15 protein-coding genes and 1 pseudogene are annotated in these 16,448 nt (G+C 36.1%); 11 read left to right on the forward strand and 5 right to left on the reverse strand.

Going from position 1 to position 16,448, the window contains the following annotated elements:
- Nucleotides 1-27: 27 nt before the first annotated feature.
- From spxA to D1B17_RS03460, 4 genes are all read left to right on the forward strand, one after another.
- Complete coding sequence (gene spxA / locus D1B17_RS03445) at nucleotides 28-426, forward strand: transcriptional regulator SpxA (RefSeq protein ID WP_057892338.1); 399 nt, start codon at nucleotides 28-30, stop codon at nucleotides 424-426.
- Between the two features lie 288 nt (nucleotides 427-714).
- On the forward strand, nucleotides 715-3,336 hold the full coding sequence (locus tag D1B17_RS03450; RefSeq protein WP_120143024.1) for a BspA family leucine-rich repeat surface protein: 2,622 nt from the start codon (nucleotides 715-717) through the stop codon (nucleotides 3,334-3,336).
- A gap of 272 nt (nucleotides 3,337-3,608) precedes the next feature.
- Complete coding sequence (locus D1B17_RS03455) at nucleotides 3,609-4,280, forward strand: adaptor protein MecA (RefSeq protein ID WP_120143023.1); 672 nt, start codon at nucleotides 3,609-3,611, stop codon at nucleotides 4,278-4,280.
- A 241-nt stretch (nucleotides 4,281-4,521) separates the two neighbouring features.
- On the forward strand, nucleotides 4,522-5,166 hold the full coding sequence (locus tag D1B17_RS03460; protein WP_120143022.1) for a Vat family streptogramin A O-acetyltransferase: 645 nt from the start codon (nucleotides 4,522-4,524) through the stop codon (nucleotides 5,164-5,166).
- A gap of 149 nt (nucleotides 5,167-5,315) precedes the next feature.
- On the opposite strand, the gene D1B17_RS03465 is transcribed toward D1B17_RS03460, so the two are convergent.
- Nucleotides 5,316-5,645, reverse strand: a complete 330-nt coding sequence (locus D1B17_RS03465) for a hypothetical protein (RefSeq protein ID WP_120143021.1) — start codon at nucleotides 5,643-5,645, stop codon at nucleotides 5,316-5,318.
- A 150-nt stretch (nucleotides 5,646-5,795) separates the two neighbouring features.
- On the opposite strand from D1B17_RS03465, the gene D1B17_RS03470 reads away from it, so the two are divergent.
- The 3 genes from D1B17_RS03470 to D1B17_RS03480 all read left to right on the forward strand — a co-directional run bounded on the left by D1B17_RS03470 (nucleotide 5,796) and on the right by D1B17_RS03480 (nucleotide 7,678).
- A complete protein-coding gene (locus D1B17_RS03470; protein ID WP_120143020.1) occupies nucleotides 5,796-6,089 on the forward strand; it encodes a hypothetical protein in 294 nt (97 codons plus the stop codon).
- 1 nt (nucleotide 6,090) lies between these two features.
- Entirely contained in the window at nucleotides 6,091-6,390 is a 300-nt protein-coding gene (locus D1B17_RS03475) for a hypothetical protein (protein WP_120143019.1), read from the forward strand.
- A gap of 394 nt (nucleotides 6,391-6,784) precedes the next feature.
- Nucleotides 6,785-7,678, forward strand: coding sequence for a competence protein CoiA (locus D1B17_RS03480; protein ID WP_120143018.1), 894 nt, complete (start codon nucleotides 6,785-6,787; stop codon nucleotides 7,676-7,678).
- 193 nt (nucleotides 7,679-7,871) lie between these two features.
- Here D1B17_RS03480 and D1B17_RS03485 read toward each other — a convergent pair whose 3' ends face one another.
- Nucleotides 7,872-8,468, reverse strand: coding sequence for a DsbA family protein (locus tag D1B17_RS03485; protein WP_120143017.1), 597 nt, complete (start codon nucleotides 8,466-8,468; stop codon nucleotides 7,872-7,874).
- A 573-nt stretch (nucleotides 8,469-9,041) separates the two neighbouring features.
- On the opposite strand from D1B17_RS03485, the gene yjbM reads away from it, so the two are divergent.
- From yjbM to mgtE, 4 genes are read left to right on the forward strand one after another with little or no spacing between them, the layout of a single operon-like run.
- Nucleotides 9,042-9,695 (forward strand): GTP diphosphokinase, encoded by a 654-nt coding sequence (yjbM, locus tag D1B17_RS03490; RefSeq protein WP_120143016.1) that lies wholly within the window; start codon nucleotides 9,042-9,044, stop codon nucleotides 9,693-9,695.
- The gene (locus D1B17_RS03495; protein WP_120143015.1) at nucleotides 9,695-10,507 is read left to right on the forward strand and encodes an NAD kinase; all 813 of its coding nucleotides are present in this window, start codon (nucleotides 9,695-9,697) and stop codon (nucleotides 10,505-10,507) included. Before yjbM ends, D1B17_RS03495 begins: the two co-directional genes overlap by 1 nt.
- Nucleotides 10,494-11,414, forward strand: coding sequence for an RluA family pseudouridine synthase (locus tag D1B17_RS03500; protein WP_120143014.1), 921 nt, complete (start codon nucleotides 10,494-10,496; stop codon nucleotides 11,412-11,414). The genes D1B17_RS03495 and D1B17_RS03500 overlap by 14 nt, the downstream gene beginning before the upstream one ends.
- Nucleotides 11,407-12,780 (forward strand): magnesium transporter, encoded by a 1,374-nt coding sequence (gene mgtE / locus D1B17_RS03505; RefSeq protein ID WP_120143013.1) that lies wholly within the window; start codon nucleotides 11,407-11,409, stop codon nucleotides 12,778-12,780. Before D1B17_RS03500 ends, mgtE begins: the two co-directional genes overlap by 8 nt.
- Nucleotides 12,781-13,145: 365 nt before the next feature.
- Here the strand turns inward: mgtE and D1B17_RS03510 are convergent.
- From D1B17_RS03510 to D1B17_RS03520, 3 genes and pseudogenes are all read right to left on the reverse strand, one after another.
- Nucleotides 13,146-13,789, reverse strand: a pseudogene (locus tag D1B17_RS03510) (copper homeostasis protein CutC).
- 437 nt (nucleotides 13,790-14,226) lie between these two features.
- Nucleotides 14,227-15,066 carry an undecaprenyl-diphosphate phosphatase gene (locus tag D1B17_RS03515; protein WP_120143011.1) on the reverse strand — a complete coding sequence of 280 codons (840 nt, stop codon included), beginning with the start codon at nucleotides 15,064-15,066 and terminating at the stop codon, nucleotides 14,227-14,229.
- A gap of 294 nt (nucleotides 15,067-15,360) precedes the next feature.
- Nucleotides 15,361-16,377, reverse strand: coding sequence for a lactonase family protein (locus D1B17_RS03520; protein WP_120143010.1), 1,017 nt, complete (start codon nucleotides 16,375-16,377; stop codon nucleotides 15,361-15,363).
- Nucleotides 16,378-16,448 lie beyond the last annotated feature (71 nt).

Below are 16,448 nucleotides of genomic sequence, written 5' to 3' on the forward strand. Positions count from 1 at the left end.
TACTACACAGGAAAGGAGAGATTATATATGGTAACCATTTATACATCTCCAAGTTGTACTTCATGTCGTAAGGCCAAGGCTTGGCTCGAACAACATGACATTCCTTACAAAGAAAGAAACATTTACTCAGAACCTTTAAATAAGCAAGAAATCAAACAAGTACTTCAAATGACTGAAAACGGGACAGAAGAAATTATTTCTACTCGTTCAAAGGCATTCCAAAACCTTAAGGTTGATTTGGACGATTTAACAATTGATCAATTGTTAGATTTAGTTCAAACAAACCCAGGCCTCTTGAAGCGTCCTATCATCATGGATGACAAACGTCTTCAAGTTGGTTTTAATGAAGACGAAATTAGAAGATTCTTGCCTAGAAGTGTCAGAACAATGGAACTTCAAAAGGCTCAACTAATGGCTGGCTTATAAAAAATAAAATTGGGATCACTATACTTTTAGGTATAGTGATTTTTTTTGAAATGGGAACTATACAAATTGTATGGTTCTTTTTTTTCGCCTTTTTTCTTGAATTTAGGTGGGATAATACACACATTTTGACGATGTGTATATTATCTAAAGCCTATTAGACCGCGATTCACAGTTGGTAAAATGGTTTTATTCAAATTGAAATAATCTACCATGAATATATTGATAATATGTCTTTGAAAAGAAAATATCTTATATGAATTTGTTTATTTACAACGCGGGGTACAGATTATGATTGAAATTATGAGATTTCAAAGTAAGCGCTTAGATAAAATTGATATTATATTATTAGAAATAATCATGGGAATTAATTTTGTTCTATTTGGGAAATATGCCATGGTCAAAGCCGATACAGTTCCCGATGCTCAACAAATGTTGAATCAGAATGCGACGACTACTATGTCTGGAGTTTCTAGAAGTAATACTATTATGCCAATCGCTGCCTCTAGTGAGTCTATTACTCATAGTGGGGTTAACGGAACTGCTAATTGGGATATTGATAGCGATGGAAAACTGACGGTGCATGCTGGGCATTTAGCATATGGCCGAGGCAACTGGGCTCCTTATGCGAATTTGATAACGAGTGTTTATGTGGAGCCAGGAGTAACCCCCTATAGCTCAGTCATGGGTGCTGGGGGTAACGGTATTTTTAGTGGCCTTTCCAATGTGGAAATAATTGATGTTACTAATTTAGATGTTTCGAAAGCGTATTCTCTTTCAGGAATGTTTTACAATGATATGAAGCTAAAAAGAATACTAGGTCTGGATACTTGGAATACCTCTCAATGTATTTATATGGGGAGTATGTTTTACAATGATTATCTACTTGAAGAATTAGATGTATCAAGTTTTGATACATCTAAAGCAACTGATATGGCAATTATGTTTTTAGATTGTAAATCCTTAAAGTCTTTAGATGTTTCAAATTTTGATACATCTGGAGTGCAATCAATGTCATCTATGTTTAGTGGAGTATCTGGGGAGATATTCGGATTGAATAATTTTAATACGTCAAGGGTAACTTCCTTGAGAAATACTTTTGAAAAAGTTGATTTCACAAAAACAAATGTAAATGATATAGCAGGATGGGATACGTCAAAAGTTACCTCTATGTCAGGAACGTTCCAGGGAGCTAAATTTAATTCGTTGGATTTGAGTTCTTGGGATATTGGTAATGTTACAGATATGTCTAATATGTTTGCTAATAGCGTTGGTGATATCAATCAAATTAAAAATATTGTTGATTGGGATGTATCAAAAGTAACTTCAATGTTCCAAATGTTTCAGGGAGTTAAAAACGCTAGTCTCTCAGTAGTTGATAATTGGGACGTATCTAGTGTTACAAACATGACTGGTATGTTTCAGAACTGTAGTAATTTGTCTTCGCTCGATTTGTCAAAATGGAGAACCAGTTCTCTTTTGGAGGTTTCTCAAATGTTTAGTGGGGCGAAATTACTTGATGAAAATAATTTAAAAGGGTATCAAACATTAGTTACTAATAAAGTTACAAAAATGGATTCTATGTTTTCAAATACGGGTTTTAAGGAAATCAATTTATCAAAATATGATACGTCTAATGTTGTTGATTTTAATCACTTATTTTATCAAACGACTAAGTTAAATAAGGTTATTGGTAACCTAGATACCCATTCAGCAACTAATTTTAGTTATATGTTTGATGGAACAGGAGATATTGATTTTACAGAATCTAACGCTGATAAATGGGATACAGCGAATGTTACGAATATGTCGAATACTTTTGCAAGTTCTAAAATTACTGATTACAGTTTTTTGAAAGATTGGGACACCTCGTCTGTTATAGACTTGTCTAATACGTTTTCAAATATTGTTGCTCAATCATTACCGATTGATAAATGGGATGTTTCTAAGGTCGAAAATTTAAATCAAACTTTTAAAGGCACTACTAAATTAGATGATTTACCAATAAGCAAATGGGATGTTTCCAATATAACTGATATGAGTGGTACATTCTGGGGTTCAGGAATGAAATCAATGTATATTAAAAACTGGAATACCTCTAAAGTCACAACATTTTATGCAATGTTTAACTCTATGCCTAATTTAGAAACTTTAGACCTGTCTAATCTAGATACTACCAGTGCAACAGATGTCCAGTACATGTTTGGTGGTACTTATAAACTTTGGAAAGTCACTCTCGGTCCCAAGTCAGTACTAGTTAATTTAAAAGGTCCAGCCCAACCAGTTGGGTCAGGATTGGGAAGACCTGTGCCAGGCACGATTATTAGTGATTCAAACTCTGAGGGCACATACCAAGCTATTAGTGATAAATGGCAAGAAGTCGCCCCAGAAGAAGGTGGTACTGACCATGCTCCAGTTGGTGATTTAATGTCAAATACAGATATTGTTGATAAGTTCTCAACGGTTGGCAATCCTGTAACGACCTATGTTTGGCAACAACAACCGCAAATTGATATGAAGATGTCTGTTCCTGATATCGATTTTGGTGAAACTTATGACAGCGCAGGACTAGTAAAACGCAATGCACCTTTTGCCATCAATGTGACGAATAATAGTTATCCAACTGATGCTATACCGGCCAAAATCAATGTTTCAATGGACCATCCTTTGACAGATGTTGATGATACTTCAAAAACTTTGAATGATGTTTTAGTTTTTAAGGGTCAAGATAATATTGAAAAAATCTTATCGTCAGCTGATACCGAAATTTACAATGGCGACATTGCTAATGGTTCAAATGATTTATCTTGGGACGATAACCATGGTATCTTGCTTGATATGAATAATGATCGATATGCCAAAAATGGGCACTATACAACGACATTAAAATGGACATTGACTAACAGCATTTAATTTATTTTGATTGTTACCGATATTTAGTGACGCTTTAATAATTCGAAATTTTGATAATGACTTCAAAATATATCAAGTATCAGTTTATCCAGAATGGGACATACTCAATAGTTATCAAGTATTTGCTATTTAATAGTGGCCAAAAAGGCATAATCTTTGACTACTTTTTCAACTTTTAGTATATTGTTCGAATGACTTCTAATATCGATGTATGATAGTTGAAATAGTTTTTGAGACTGTTAAAATGTAGATACAGAATTGAGGTGACTATGATGGAAATGGATCGACTTAATGAGAACACGATCAGAGTCATTCTTAGTACAGAGGATTTACAAGAACGTGGTGTAACTGTTTTGGATTTGCTTGGCAATAAAAAACAGATTGAATCGTTCTTCTACAGTATTTTGGATGAAGTTGATAAGGATCACGCTTTTACAAATAATCAACCTGTTACTTTCCAAATCATGCCAAATAAGGCAGGCTTGGAGTTGTTAATTAGCAAGAGTGACGATTCTGACGGCACAGGTTCATTGCCATTAAATGGGCTACAAGATTCAGCCGATAATGATGATAATAACTTTGATGATGAAAAAGTTGGGACTGAAGAATATGACAGCGATACTGCTCCATATTTAAATGACCCAGATACACCTACGAAGACTGTTATTGTTGAATTTAAAGACTTTGAAGATTATGTCCAATTGGCTAATTTATTACACTTAGAAAGTGGAATTTCAAACCTTTGGGAATACAAAGATAAGTATTACTTGCAATTGATTTTGTTTACAGATGAAATGCATGAAATGAGCTACAGCGATGTATTGGCATTACTTAGCGAATACAGCTTTAAGACTAAAGTTACAGCTGCTGTTTTATCTGAGTATGGTAAGAAGGTAATGACTAAGACTGCTTTGGAATTAACAAGATACTACTTTGGGAACTAAAAGAGGCTGTGACAAAAGTGACCTCTACATAAAATATGAGAGTGGGACAAAACATGTTCAGCTTTCGAGCATTAAGTCAAATAGCACCAGTAATCCGATTTTGGATTGCTGGCGCTATTTGTTTTAAGCGGAAAAAGCTATGTTTCGTTCCACGTTTATGCCGCATGCTTAAAGGCAATAGCAGTTTTGTACCAAACTCGTATTTTTGTTATGATAAACAAAATTAGCCAGAGGTGATTTCATGAGTTTACCAGATCCTAATGCAATCTATCCAAATCCCAATATTCCGGAAATGGTTTTTGTAAAAAATGTCGTCACTAGACCGAATATAACTGTCGGTGAGTACACATATTATGACGATAAAAATAATCCTGAGAAATTTGAAGATCACGTGACACACCACTATGAATTTCTAAATGATAAATTAATTATTGGAAAATTTTGTTCAATTGCGTCGGGAATTGAATTCGTGATGAATGGAGCTAACCACGTGATGGAAGGAATCACGACATATCCCTTTAACATTTTAGGTGGTGACTGGGCTGACCATATTCCAACTTTGGCCGATTTGCCATTAAAAGGCGATACAGTTGTCGGAAATGATGTCTGGTTTGGACAAAATGTGACTGTGATGCCGGGAGTTAAAATTCACGATGGAGCAATTATTGCCGCGAATACAACAGTAGTCAAGGACGTTGAACCATATTCGATTGTGGGCGGAAATCCTAGCCGACTTCTAAAATATCGTTTTAGTGCTGAAGAAATTCAGCTTTTAGAAAAATTAGCTTGGTGGAATAAAGATATTAATTGGATTTCTGAGCATATAGAGGAACTAACAATCGACAAAGTAGATGTTAGTAAACTTCATCAGTGGATTGATAGTTAAATATTGATATAAACTGAAAGGAAAAAACATGACCACTACAGTTAGAAAAGGGTCATATCAAAACTTTGTCTAAGGAAGAATGGGATAGACTATCTCATGAGAATTAAGAGAAAAGTATCGTGAATCTATTGAGATTCTCGGTACTTTTTTTAAATCCATGGCTCAAACATTAATACAATTAGAACAATAATAATTAAGGCTCTGGCTATATGATGTGACCAATTAATCATTCCTTGTCCGTAACCATGCAATATCGCAGCAATCCAAGTGGCTACTAATAGGAAAGTCGTTATTATTGGAGCATGATTGTGTAAAAAAATAATGGTGATTATTAAAGTAAGGAAACTCAGTATATTTATAATTCCAGACAATTTGATTAAGGTAGTGGCTTTGCGATAGCTATTAAAGTTTATTATGGTGATAATACCTATTAAGGCAATAAATAACATTGCCAGACATTCTCCAATAAAGTTAATCATTGATGGTCTCCAGTGAAGATTTTTACCCAGTTTAACACCATCGATGATAAGTAAGTGTTTTGAGGTACTATTGAAAAATAGGCTATTTCGCCAGAGTTTGTGGAAACGGTTACATTGGTTTGCTAGAATTGACTTAGGAGATGAGGACAAATGGTAGAAAAGGCAGAAATACTTGATGTTATGAATCAATTAAGTCATGAATTGAACCAATCACATGGCAATTCGTTGACCGCACAATTTGTGAATGAGAGCCTAGCTGAATTGAAAAAGAGTGAGGGAGTTGCTTTTACTGGAGCCATGCAATACTTTTTGAACAAGGCACCAGTGGTTAAATTATCTGATGGCATCAAGTTGAACTCTAAGGAAAAGAAACTATGGCATCAGGCACTTTCATTTACTGATTTAGGCAATAATCTCTGGGGCGCCAGTGTTGGAGGGTATTGATATGAAACAAGCTGATCAAGTTAAAGTAATCAAAGCGATGGAAAATTTGAGTTCAAATTTGAATAAATATCACGGCAATTCACAAACAGCTCAATATGTTCAAGAGACGTTGAATGAGTTACGTAAGGAAGATGAAAAAGCTTTTACAGGGACATTTGAGTACTTCATTGTTAAAGCCTCTATGTTGCGACATGATGAGAATATTGATTTAAATGAAGAAGAAATAGCACGTTTTTGGGATGTTTCTTCTCTAAAAGATTTAGGTAATGATTTATTCTTTGGAATGGGTATTGGCTGGTAACCTGAGGTTGAAATTTGCCTCCAGGAGCAAGAAAAATTAGTTTGCTATGGGGACCGGTCTGAGCCAAGGTCTCAGACCTCGACTTTGAACCTCGCAAAGTACGCGAGTTTCAAAGCTCGTCCCGTGGTGTAAGCACTAAAGTGCTAACGCCACCTTCACAGCGACCTAATTTTTCTTGCTCCTTCCGGCTAGTTTATCCTCTGCTTTTGATAAATGTGTCATGACGGAGATATCTTAGTGTAAAATGTGCTACTTTTGCATCAATGGTGATTAGAGTATTAATGTGTAAAGATTTTTTTGAAACTTTCAATTTTTTAGTTTTTTATCAGGAAATATCGTGTAACTTTGAAGTGCACGGTATTTTTTTGCGTAATTTTTATCTGAGGTGATAAAAATGTATGCAGCTTTGGACGAACAAGGGACTTTGATTTATGCACAAGAGGCGGTGGAAAATCAGAAGTATTTTTGTTGTCACTGTGAGAAACAAGTTAAATTGATTTTGACGGAGAGTCGAAAGTATTTTCGTCACGCAAATAAGTCGAATAATAGTATTAATGAACGTTTGATTCACCAAAAAGGTAAGCAATTAATATTAGAAGAATTGTCGAAGTACAAATTTGAAAAATTGGAAAGTGAATATTATTTACCGGAAATCAAACAACGTCCAGATGTGTTTATTAATCGTCAATTGGTTATTGAATATCAATGTGCTCGGATTGATGAAAGTGTACTTGAAGAGCGTGTGGCTGGCTATCGCAAATTAGGATTGGAGAGTATTTGGATTTTGGGAGATGCTTATTTGGAAACACGTGTCCATCGTGAGCACTTGAAATTTATCGCATATAGTGAAGCTTACGGATATTACTTGTTGATGCTTGATTCATTAAAACAACAGTTAACGCTATTTCACCACATAAAATTTATTGGACCTTTTAATAAAATTTTCTTTCAGCGTGAAATTTTTTCTCTCACTAATTTACCAAATCTTTTCTCATTTCAGGTTGTCGAGTATCCATTGCATCCGTTAATGATGCAAGACTATTTAGTTAAAAAGTTGCGTCAAAAAAATGATCCACATTCGCAGTGGGTCAAAATGAATTTTTATCAACAAAATCAACAGACAGTAGAAAGTTATTTAGAAGGTTATGCTTTTTTACCACAAGCCCCAATCTATCAAACTCCGGCTTGGCAAAGGGTCTGTGGGTCGGAGGTAAATCTTTTGAAACAGCCATTATTAACTGAAGGACAAGTGAAAAATAATCTTGGGAAAGATTATTATTATCCTTAATGAGTTGTGCTAGTTAAATACCTAGCATAAATATGTGACGAAATATAGTTTTTTCGTTCAAAACAAAATAGACTCACAATCCAATAGCGGATTACGAGTCTATTTTGTTACACTTTTTTGCTTATATTCGTTTTGTTTAAAGTTACCGTCTAAACTTATCCAAACTAATAACCGTGCTTGAATTAACGAATTCCTATGTTTGTGGAAGTTCTTGTTCCAACATCGCATTGACATTACAACTGATACTTTCTTGAGAAAGTGATTCACCGAAATCATTGATCATCATACCAGGACGTTCTTCGTCATCGAGATCAAATATTACGGCTGTGGGAGCCTTTTGAATCTTCATTTCCATTGACAATTGTTGATCACGTTTGAGGCCTTGAACAACACATTGACTTTCTTTGTCGACCATAATTGATTTATAATCAAGCCCGCTATTGTTAATTGCACGCTTGATAGTGGTATCATCAAAGGGATTGTTTAGAACATTAACTTGTTCTTGAAGATTCATTAAAAAGTTACGTGCCTTCTTATTTCCTTGGCAAGAGGCAGCCTTATATAACTTAGAGGCTTCGAGTACTTCTTTGGAAGCAGTGTTGCGTTCCTCAATGTCAGTAATTTTGAAACCTTTTAAATGCATATAATCATTTATTGTAGCCATATTATAGTTCGTTACGAAATGATATTGTGTATCAATGTCATGTTTGCGAGTGAAATCAATAATAGCTTGTTCCACCTTTAAACAATACGAACATAAGGGATTAATATATAAGAATATTTCCCACATTACATTTCCCTCCATCTCTCTATTGCATAGTCATTCTACCAACAATTTTTAAAAAGGTAAAATTATAAACTCATGAACATAATTCTGGAATTGAGTGAATCTTGAACGGATATACGATATATTTAATAGGTAACTAAGGTTGGAAAGTGAGAATAAAGAGTTCTTTCTCAAATTTGGTTAGTTGCCGTCTCTGGGTATATGAAATATTGACGCTGTGGGGACTGGGTCTCCAATCTCGATTTTGAACTTTGCAAGAGACACTGATTTCAAAAGTCGTCTAAAGGCTAAATCCCTAACACAACTTTCACCACTGCCAATATTTCACGTACCCAGAGACTAATATGATGTAACTAATTAATTCGATAAACGAGTGCCGCATTGTTTTAAAAATAGCCAAATGTTGGAAAAAATACAAACTGTATGGCAAGTTTCTATACATACTAATGTGTCATGAGATGATATGCAAACTTTATGTCTCAGGGATAATTTAAGTATTAAGTTAGTTATAAAAGAAGTAGGAGAGTAATGCCTATTTTCTGAGGATTGTAAGTAGTAAGTAAAAGTGAGGTCATTATGTCAGAGATTAAATGGAATGAATTTTTGATACCATATTCACAAGCAGTTGACGAATTAAAAATTAAGTTTAGAAATTTACGTAAGGAATTTCTAGAAAAAAACGAACATTCTCCAATCGAGTTTGTGACTGGTCGTGTTAAAACAGTTGATAGTATTCGTGAAAAAATGCGTCGTCGTTTTATTAGCGAAGAATTGTTAGAACAGGATATGCAAGACATTGCTGGAATTAGAATTCAATGCCAATTTGTGGAAGACATTTATGATGTTGCTAAATTGCTCCATATAAGGGAAGATATGCGGGTGATTGAAGAACGTGATTATATTGCTAACAGTAAGCCTAGTGGTTACCGTTCTTATCATGTTGTGATCGAATATCCGATTCAAACATCGACGGGCCAAAAAAATATTTTAGCTGAAATTCAAATTAGAACTTTGGCAATGAATTTTTGGTCAACGATTGAACACTCTTTGAACTATAAATATAAGGGTGATTTTCCTGAAGAAATCAATGAACGACTTAAGCGTGCGGCTGAAGCCTCTTTTATGTTGGACGAGGAAATGTCTAAAATTCGTGAAGAGATTCAAGATGCACAACAATATTTCACTGATCGAAAACGTGATTTAAATAACCCGACGGAGCACGATAAATAATGAAATTATGGATTAATAATAATAGTAAAGAAAAATCAGTTGCTGCAGCGAACAAATTACGCAGCAAGTTATTGGATGCGGGCTTGATTTTGGATCGTCGTGATCCTCAATTGGTGATCAGTGTCGGTGGTGATGGTACACTGTTAAGCACTTTTCATGCCTATGCGGCCCATTTAGATAAAGTTAAGTTTTTGGCCTTACATACAGGACATCTAGGGTTTTATTCTGATTGGACTGATACGGAAATCGATGAATTGGCCAATCGCATTATCGAGTGTCAAGATAATATTCCTTCAACGAGTTATCCCTTACTAGATGTGATGGTTGAAAATAAAGAAGGGTCACTCTTTCATGGAATTGCAATCAATGAGACAGTGGTCAGACGTCTATCCTCTTTGACAATGAAAACACGAGTCGATTTGGATCGCGAATTCTTTGAAAGTTTTCGTGGTGATGGGCTTTGTTTTGCTACACCAACGGGCTCAACAGCTTATTCAAAATCTATTGGTGGAGCCTTGATCCATCCAAAAATCAGTGTTTTCCAAATGATTGAGATTGCTTCGATCAACAACCGAGTTTATCGGACAATTTCATCGCCAATCATTATTCCACATAACCAACAAGTCGATCTTTATCCACAGACAGCGGATGATTACGTAATTAGTTGTGACGGAATCACGACCAAATTGAAAAATGTTAAGAAGATTACAATCAAATTGAATTATCAACGAGCCCAATTTGCCCAATATCGACACCGACATTTCTGGACTAGAGTAGAAACAGCTTTCTTAGGACAAGATGAACAAAAGTAACCGTATCTTAAAGTTCACAATTGGTGATAATGACAAGAAAAATGTTCGCAAGTTTTTAGTCCAGCACAAATTTTCCTCTAGTCAATTACACAATTTAAAAAATAAAGGTGGACTAATTTTTGTTAATCATAAGCAACGTCATTTTGACTTCCGACTTAAAAATGGTGACGAGATTTTAATTATTTTAAATTCAGAAGAACCATCAGATTTGATTGCACCAATGTCAGGTCCGGTAGACGTTATTTATGAAGATAGTTATATATTAGTTGTGAACAAACCACCTGGGATTGCTAGTTTGCCAGCCAAAGCCAGGTCTGGGAAAACGATGGCTAATGTGGTCAAAGGCTATTTAATTGCCAAAAAGGAAAATCCAACTATCCATTTGGTGACACGATTGGATCGGAATACTTCGGGGTTAATGGTTTTTGCTAAGACATCGTATGCTCATTCTTTGTTAGACCAAATTCTCCACAGTGAAGATTTCCAAAAATTTTATTTGGCTATGACTTATGGTCAAGTGAAGCCAGAAAGTGGCCTGATCGACCTACCAATTGGAATCGATCCGGACGCTTTTTACATGCGCAATATTGACTACCAAAAAGGTAAGCCTTCCCGAACAATTTATGAAACGGTTGAAAAGTTTTCGGATGCTAGTTTATTGAAATTAAAGCTATTAACAGGCCGGACTCATCAAATTAGAGTTCATCTGACAGCCATTGGTCATCCCATCATTGGGGATGATATGTATAGTGGCAAAGTTGATAAACGAATCGATCGGCAAGCTTTACATTGTTACCGTTTGAATATTGTTCATCCTGTGACGAAAAAGCTTTTAAAATTGCGGGCACCATTGCCAAAAGATATGGTAATGTTAAAGAGTGTGCTAAGGGGTGAGAAGAATGGATGAGAACGAAAAAAGACTCCAAGATAAATTTGTCCAATTGAAGGGCTATCTTGATGATGATGATAAAAAGCGTTTCCGAAAAACTTACTTGGATATGCATTTTTATGATCAGAGTACTTTTTACCTCACGTTAAATAAAACTGAGCGAATAGCAATGTACTCAATTTTAGAACCTGACGAAATGGGTGACATGTTCGATACGATTGAAGACGATAATCCCATGATTCCGGAACTTTTGAAGGAAATGGATTTACCTTATGCTTCAAAAATGTTGAATGATATGTACGATGATAATGCGGCCGATGTTTTGGAACATTTGGACAAAGTCGATGTGGATCGATTTTTAGAACAAATGCCAAAGAATGATGCTAACAACTTACGTGGCTTGTTACATTATGATACCGAAACAGCCGGTGGTATTATGACCACTGATTATGTAAAATTTCATGAAGAAGAAAAAGCCGTTGAAGCGATTCGAGCGTTGAAAGAATATGCCAAAACTGCTGAAACAATTTATTATTTATATATTTTGGACCATCACGATGATTTAGTTGGCGTTATGTCGTTGCGTGATCTGATTTTACTCGATGATGATGATACACTGGGTGAAAAAATGAATAGTGATATCATTACGGTCAATGTTGATGCAGAGCAGGCTGAAGTTGCACAAGTCTTCAGAGATTATGAGTTCTTAGCCGTTCCTGTTGTTGATCACTCGAATCAATTAGTTGGTATCGTTACTGTTGATGATGTTATTGAAGTTATTGATGATGAAGCTCAACAAGATTACTCCGGTTTGGCCGGTGTTAGTATGGATGAGACCAATAATGACGGTCCATTTAAAGCCGCATCTAAACGATTACCATGGTTAATTACCTTGTTATTATTGAGTATGATTACCGCAACCTTGATCAATCACTTTGAGGGACTATTAGCAGAAGCTAGTATCCTTGCCGTCTTTATTTCGACCATCACTGGTACAGCCGGTAATGCAGGTACCCAAAGTTTGGCTGTGGCAGTTAGAAGATTGGCAGTTGAAGAAATCAATCGCCATGAATTTTTGAAATTGATTGGTAAAGAATTGATAACTGGTTTTGTGACCGGATTAGTAACCGGAATCTCGGTATTTCTGTTAGTCGGAATTTGGAAACATAACTTTGTCCTCGGTATGGTTATCGGAATGGCAATGTGTGCTGCCATAACCGTGGCTAACTTAGCCGGAAGTTTGATACCAATGTTGATGTCAAGCTTCGGTTTTGACCCAGCCGTAGCCAGTGGACCATTTATCTCAACTTTGAGTGATTTAACATCAGTATTGATTTACTTTAGTATTGCAGGGATGTTTATGCAGTATTTTGTCAAAGTTTGAGAGAGCGAAGATGGGGCGCCCAGCTCCCGAGTATTTTCGTAGCTTTGTGAATTGCACGCCGATTTTGCGGGCGATTTACAAAGCTATGAAAAACGGAAGGAGTTGCCCCATCGTAGCTCGTTTTGAGAGAGCGGAACAGGCCGGGAATTTCCGAGCATTTTCGTAGAACTGTGAATTGCACGCTGGTTTTGCGTGTGATTTACAGTTCTATGAAAAGCGGAAGAAATTGGCCTGTGCAGCTCGTTTCAAAGCCACTGCATATTCAGCCGCACTAAAATACAATTGCCTATATAACAAAAAAAGGTTCGAATTCTTCAAGGATATATATAAATCCTTAAAGAATTCGAACCTATTTATTTACAAAATTAATTATTAACACCGTCAATAATCTTAGTACCATGTAATTCCTTAACACCAAGCTTTTCAGCAATAGCATCAGCATTTTCAAAATTAACGCCACCACCAGGCAAGATAACAATTCGACCATCAGCGTAATCAATATATTTTTTAATATTATCCAAAGTATCATCAATTGGAGTAGTTAGCGGACCACCATGAGTCAAGATACGGTCAACATCATGGTCAACTAACCAATCAATCGCTGCCTTTTTATTATCTTCAGCCAAAGCGTCAAAAGCCATATGGAAAACAATTTGCATGCCAGCGGAAGCTGCAATCAACTGTTCCATAGCGTCTTCATCAAGCTCACCGTCAGCAGTCAAAGCACCGAAAGCAACACCGTCGACACCTAGTTTTTGAGCTTCAAACAAGTCAGCTTCCATCATCTTAATTTCCAAATCGTTATAAACAAAGTCGCCACCACGAGGACGAATCATTTCAACGACGGGGACAGATTTTTCCTGCAAGTATTTTGTGGTTTCTTGCAAGACACCATGACTAGGAGTTGTCCCCCAACAGCTAAATTATCGTTTAGTTCGATTCGATTAGCACCCTTTAAAACGGCAGTGGGAATTTTAGTAAAGTTTTCTACAGCTACTTCTTTAAAAATAATCTTCAACCCCTCTTTATAATTGTGTATATATTCTAACAAATTTTATGATTATGAGGTAATGAAATATGTCGTCTCCAGAGTTGAATAATATTTACTGGCTGTGCGGACCGGTCCGAGCCAAGGTCTCGTACCTCGGTTTGAAGCCTTGCAAGTTCAGCAAGTCTCCAAACACGCCCGGTGGTGTAATGGCTAAAGCCATAACGCCACTTTCACTGCCAGTAAATATTATTCAACTCTTCCGACTAGATTCTGAATGTGAATATCGTATTATTATTCAATGAAATTGTTTGTCTTTAAACATGCAGCATAAACGTGGAACAAAACATAGTTTTTTCCGCTTAAAACAAAAGGCCCCAGCAATCCAAAATCGGATTACTGGGACCTTTTGCCTTAATGCTCGAAAGCTGAACATGTTTTGTCCCACTCTCTAAAAATTAAGCAACCATTGTTTTGATACCAAAGTAGGCGATAACGATGATGGCCAAAATAATTCTGTACCAACCAAAGGCTTTGAAGTCGTTACGTTTAATATAATCAAGTAAGAATTTGATTGAAGCGTAGGCAACGATGAATGATACTAAAGTACCAACAAGCAAGATGATTGTTTGACTACCAGTGAAGACATTGCCTTTCATGAAGTACTTAACAATCTTCAACAAACTAGCACCAAACATTGTTGGGATAGCTAGGAAGAATGAAAATTCGGTAGCGACGAATCTTGATGTCCCGACTGTCATACCACCTAGGATCGTAGCACCGGAACGAGAGGTACCTGGTACCAATGAAAGAACTTGGAAAAGTCCAATTTCAAAAGCAGTTTTGTAAGAAAGACTTTCTAAATCAGCGGTTTGAGGACGTTTATTCTTGAGCCAATTTTCGACGACAATGAATAAAACACCATAAATCAGTAATGTGGCAGAAATAACTTGCCAACTAGTCAAATGTGCATCCATCCAATCGTTTAAAGGTAAACCGATAACGACTGAAGGTAAGATAGCAACTAGGACTTTGAACCAAATACTCCAAGTTTGACTCTTCTCACGATGATTTTTCTTAGGTGAGAATGGATTAAGCTTGTGGAAGTAAATGAGGATAACCGCTAAAATGGCACCGAACTGGATAACTACCATGAACATGTTGATAAATGCAGTTGATTCCTTTAACTTGATAAATTCATCAGCTAAATACAAGTGTCCAGTAGAACTGATAGGTAGAAATTCAGTAAAACCCTCGATGATACCAAGGATGATGGTCTTAATAATTTCAATGAACATACTATTCTTTTCTCCTATAAAAACTAAAAGTTGAAATATTTGGAGTCGTTATAATTATTGCTAAGTTGATATTTCAGATAAATAACTTAGTCGGAGGTTATGAGAGAATTTGCCAGCAGTGATAGTTCTGTTAGGGCCTTAGCCCTAACAGAACAGGACGTGTTTTGAAATTCGCGTACTTTGCGAAGTTCAAAACCGAGCTTCGAGACGCAAGGCTTTCAGCGGTCCCACAGCAGGTAAATTTTCTCATAACCGGAGACGGCAAATACAACTTTTAATTGTTTAAATTTAAAGCTAGATAAAGTGTACACAAGTACACTCGGGAATAGCAATATTATTTTCTAATTTAGTTAAGATTCCCTTGTTAGGATTGCGTTTAAAGATAGACAAGTCGTCTGAATCTTGGTTAGCAGAGATAACGTATTTTTCAGATGGATCAAGGTCAAAATCACGAGGACCTTTACCAGTTGAAACGGTACTTAACTTCTTAAGACGGTCACCATTAGGATCGACTGAGAAGGCAGCAATAGTGTTAGCACCACGGGTTGAAGCATAAAGGAACTTACCATCTTTACTGATACGGATGGCAGCAGTAGTATTCTTTTGCTCGTCTTTGGCTGCTTCTGCTTCGTCAACAAGTGTTAATCGAGCAGATTCGGCATCATATTGCATGACGAGAATTTTTGATGATAATTCACAGGCAACATAGACGTATGGTTTAGTTGGATGGAAGACTAAATGTCTAGGAGCATAGCCTGATGGGGCAATGTAATTATTCATCAATTTTGGTTCTTTAGGATCATCGATATCATAAATATAAATTCGATCAGCACCGTAATCACAAATAATCAATTTACCATCTGGTGTCAAAGCACTGTAATGTGGTTTTGATTGATCTTGCTCAACACGAGGGCCATGACCTTCAAACTTAACTTCTGAATAATGTTCAATTTTGCCATCAGCAGTCAAATGGTCGATTTTAACTTTGCTCAAGTGGAAGTAAGCACTGAAAATCAAACTGCGACTAGGTTCAAATTTAACGTATGAAGGAGAAGTCTCTTCGGAAAAATCTTCATCCAAAAGTTTTGGTTCATCGCCGGAGATATCGTAAACGACAATACCACCACGGTCGTCTTTTTTAGCAAGGGCAATCAACTTCATGTCGTTAGTTACGTCGATATAAGTTGGTCCGTTTAATTCAACTAGGGCTTTAGGGTCAGAAAGTTCACCGTTATCAGAATTTAATTCTGCAGCGTAAACGCCTTTGCCGGCTTTTTTTGTGTAACCACTAAAGAGAACCTTTTCAATCATTATCAATTCCTCCAAATAATGTATAGTATTATAATATACAGTATAATCTTACTATAAAATTTTTGGGGAGC

This window comes from Companilactobacillus zhachilii (assembly GCF_003606365.2).
Lineage (GTDB): Bacteria > Bacillota > Bacilli > Lactobacillales > Lactobacillaceae > Companilactobacillus > Companilactobacillus zhachilii.

What these genes read in the sequence shown, in the direction of transcription:
- spxA (WP_057892338.1), top strand. Translation starts at nt 28, where the DNA reads ATGGTAACCATTTATACATCTCCAAGTTGTACTTCATGTCGTAAGGCC.
- D1B17_RS03450 (WP_120143024.1), top strand. Translation starts at nt 715, where the DNA reads ATGATTGAAATTATGAGATTTCAAAGTAAGCGCTTAGATAAAATTGAT.
- D1B17_RS03455 (WP_120143023.1), top strand. Translation starts at nt 3,609, where the DNA reads ATGGAAATGGATCGACTTAATGAGAACACGATCAGAGTCATTCTTAGT.
- D1B17_RS03460 (WP_120143022.1), top strand. Translation starts at nt 4,522, where the DNA reads ATGAGTTTACCAGATCCTAATGCAATCTATCCAAATCCCAATATTCCG.
- D1B17_RS03465 (WP_120143021.1), bottom strand. Translation starts at nt 5,645, where the DNA reads ATGATTAACTTTATTGGAGAATGTCTGGCAATGTTATTTATTGCCTTA.
- D1B17_RS03470 (WP_120143020.1), top strand. Translation starts at nt 5,796, where the DNA reads ATGGTAGAAAAGGCAGAAATACTTGATGTTATGAATCAATTAAGTCAT.
- D1B17_RS03475 (WP_120143019.1), top strand. Translation starts at nt 6,091, where the DNA reads ATGAAACAAGCTGATCAAGTTAAAGTAATCAAAGCGATGGAAAATTTG.
- D1B17_RS03480 (WP_120143018.1), top strand. Translation starts at nt 6,785, where the DNA reads ATGTATGCAGCTTTGGACGAACAAGGGACTTTGATTTATGCACAAGAG.
- D1B17_RS03485 (WP_120143017.1), bottom strand. Translation starts at nt 8,468, where the DNA reads ATGTGGGAAATATTCTTATATATTAATCCCTTATGTTCGTATTGTTTA.
- yjbM (WP_120143016.1), top strand. Translation starts at nt 9,042, where the DNA reads ATGTCAGAGATTAAATGGAATGAATTTTTGATACCATATTCACAAGCA.
- D1B17_RS03495 (WP_120143015.1), top strand. Translation starts at nt 9,695, where the DNA reads ATGAAATTATGGATTAATAATAATAGTAAAGAAAAATCAGTTGCTGCA.
- D1B17_RS03500 (WP_120143014.1), top strand. Translation starts at nt 10,494, where the DNA reads ATGAACAAAAGTAACCGTATCTTAAAGTTCACAATTGGTGATAATGAC.
- mgtE (WP_120143013.1), top strand. Translation starts at nt 11,407, where the DNA reads ATGGATGAGAACGAAAAAAGACTCCAAGATAAATTTGTCCAATTGAAG.
- D1B17_RS03515 (WP_120143011.1), bottom strand. Translation starts at nt 15,066, where the DNA reads ATGTTCATTGAAATTATTAAGACCATCATCCTTGGTATCATCGAGGGT.
- D1B17_RS03520 (WP_120143010.1), bottom strand. Translation starts at nt 16,377, where the DNA reads ATGATTGAAAAGGTTCTCTTTAGTGGTTACACAAAAAAAGCCGGCAAA.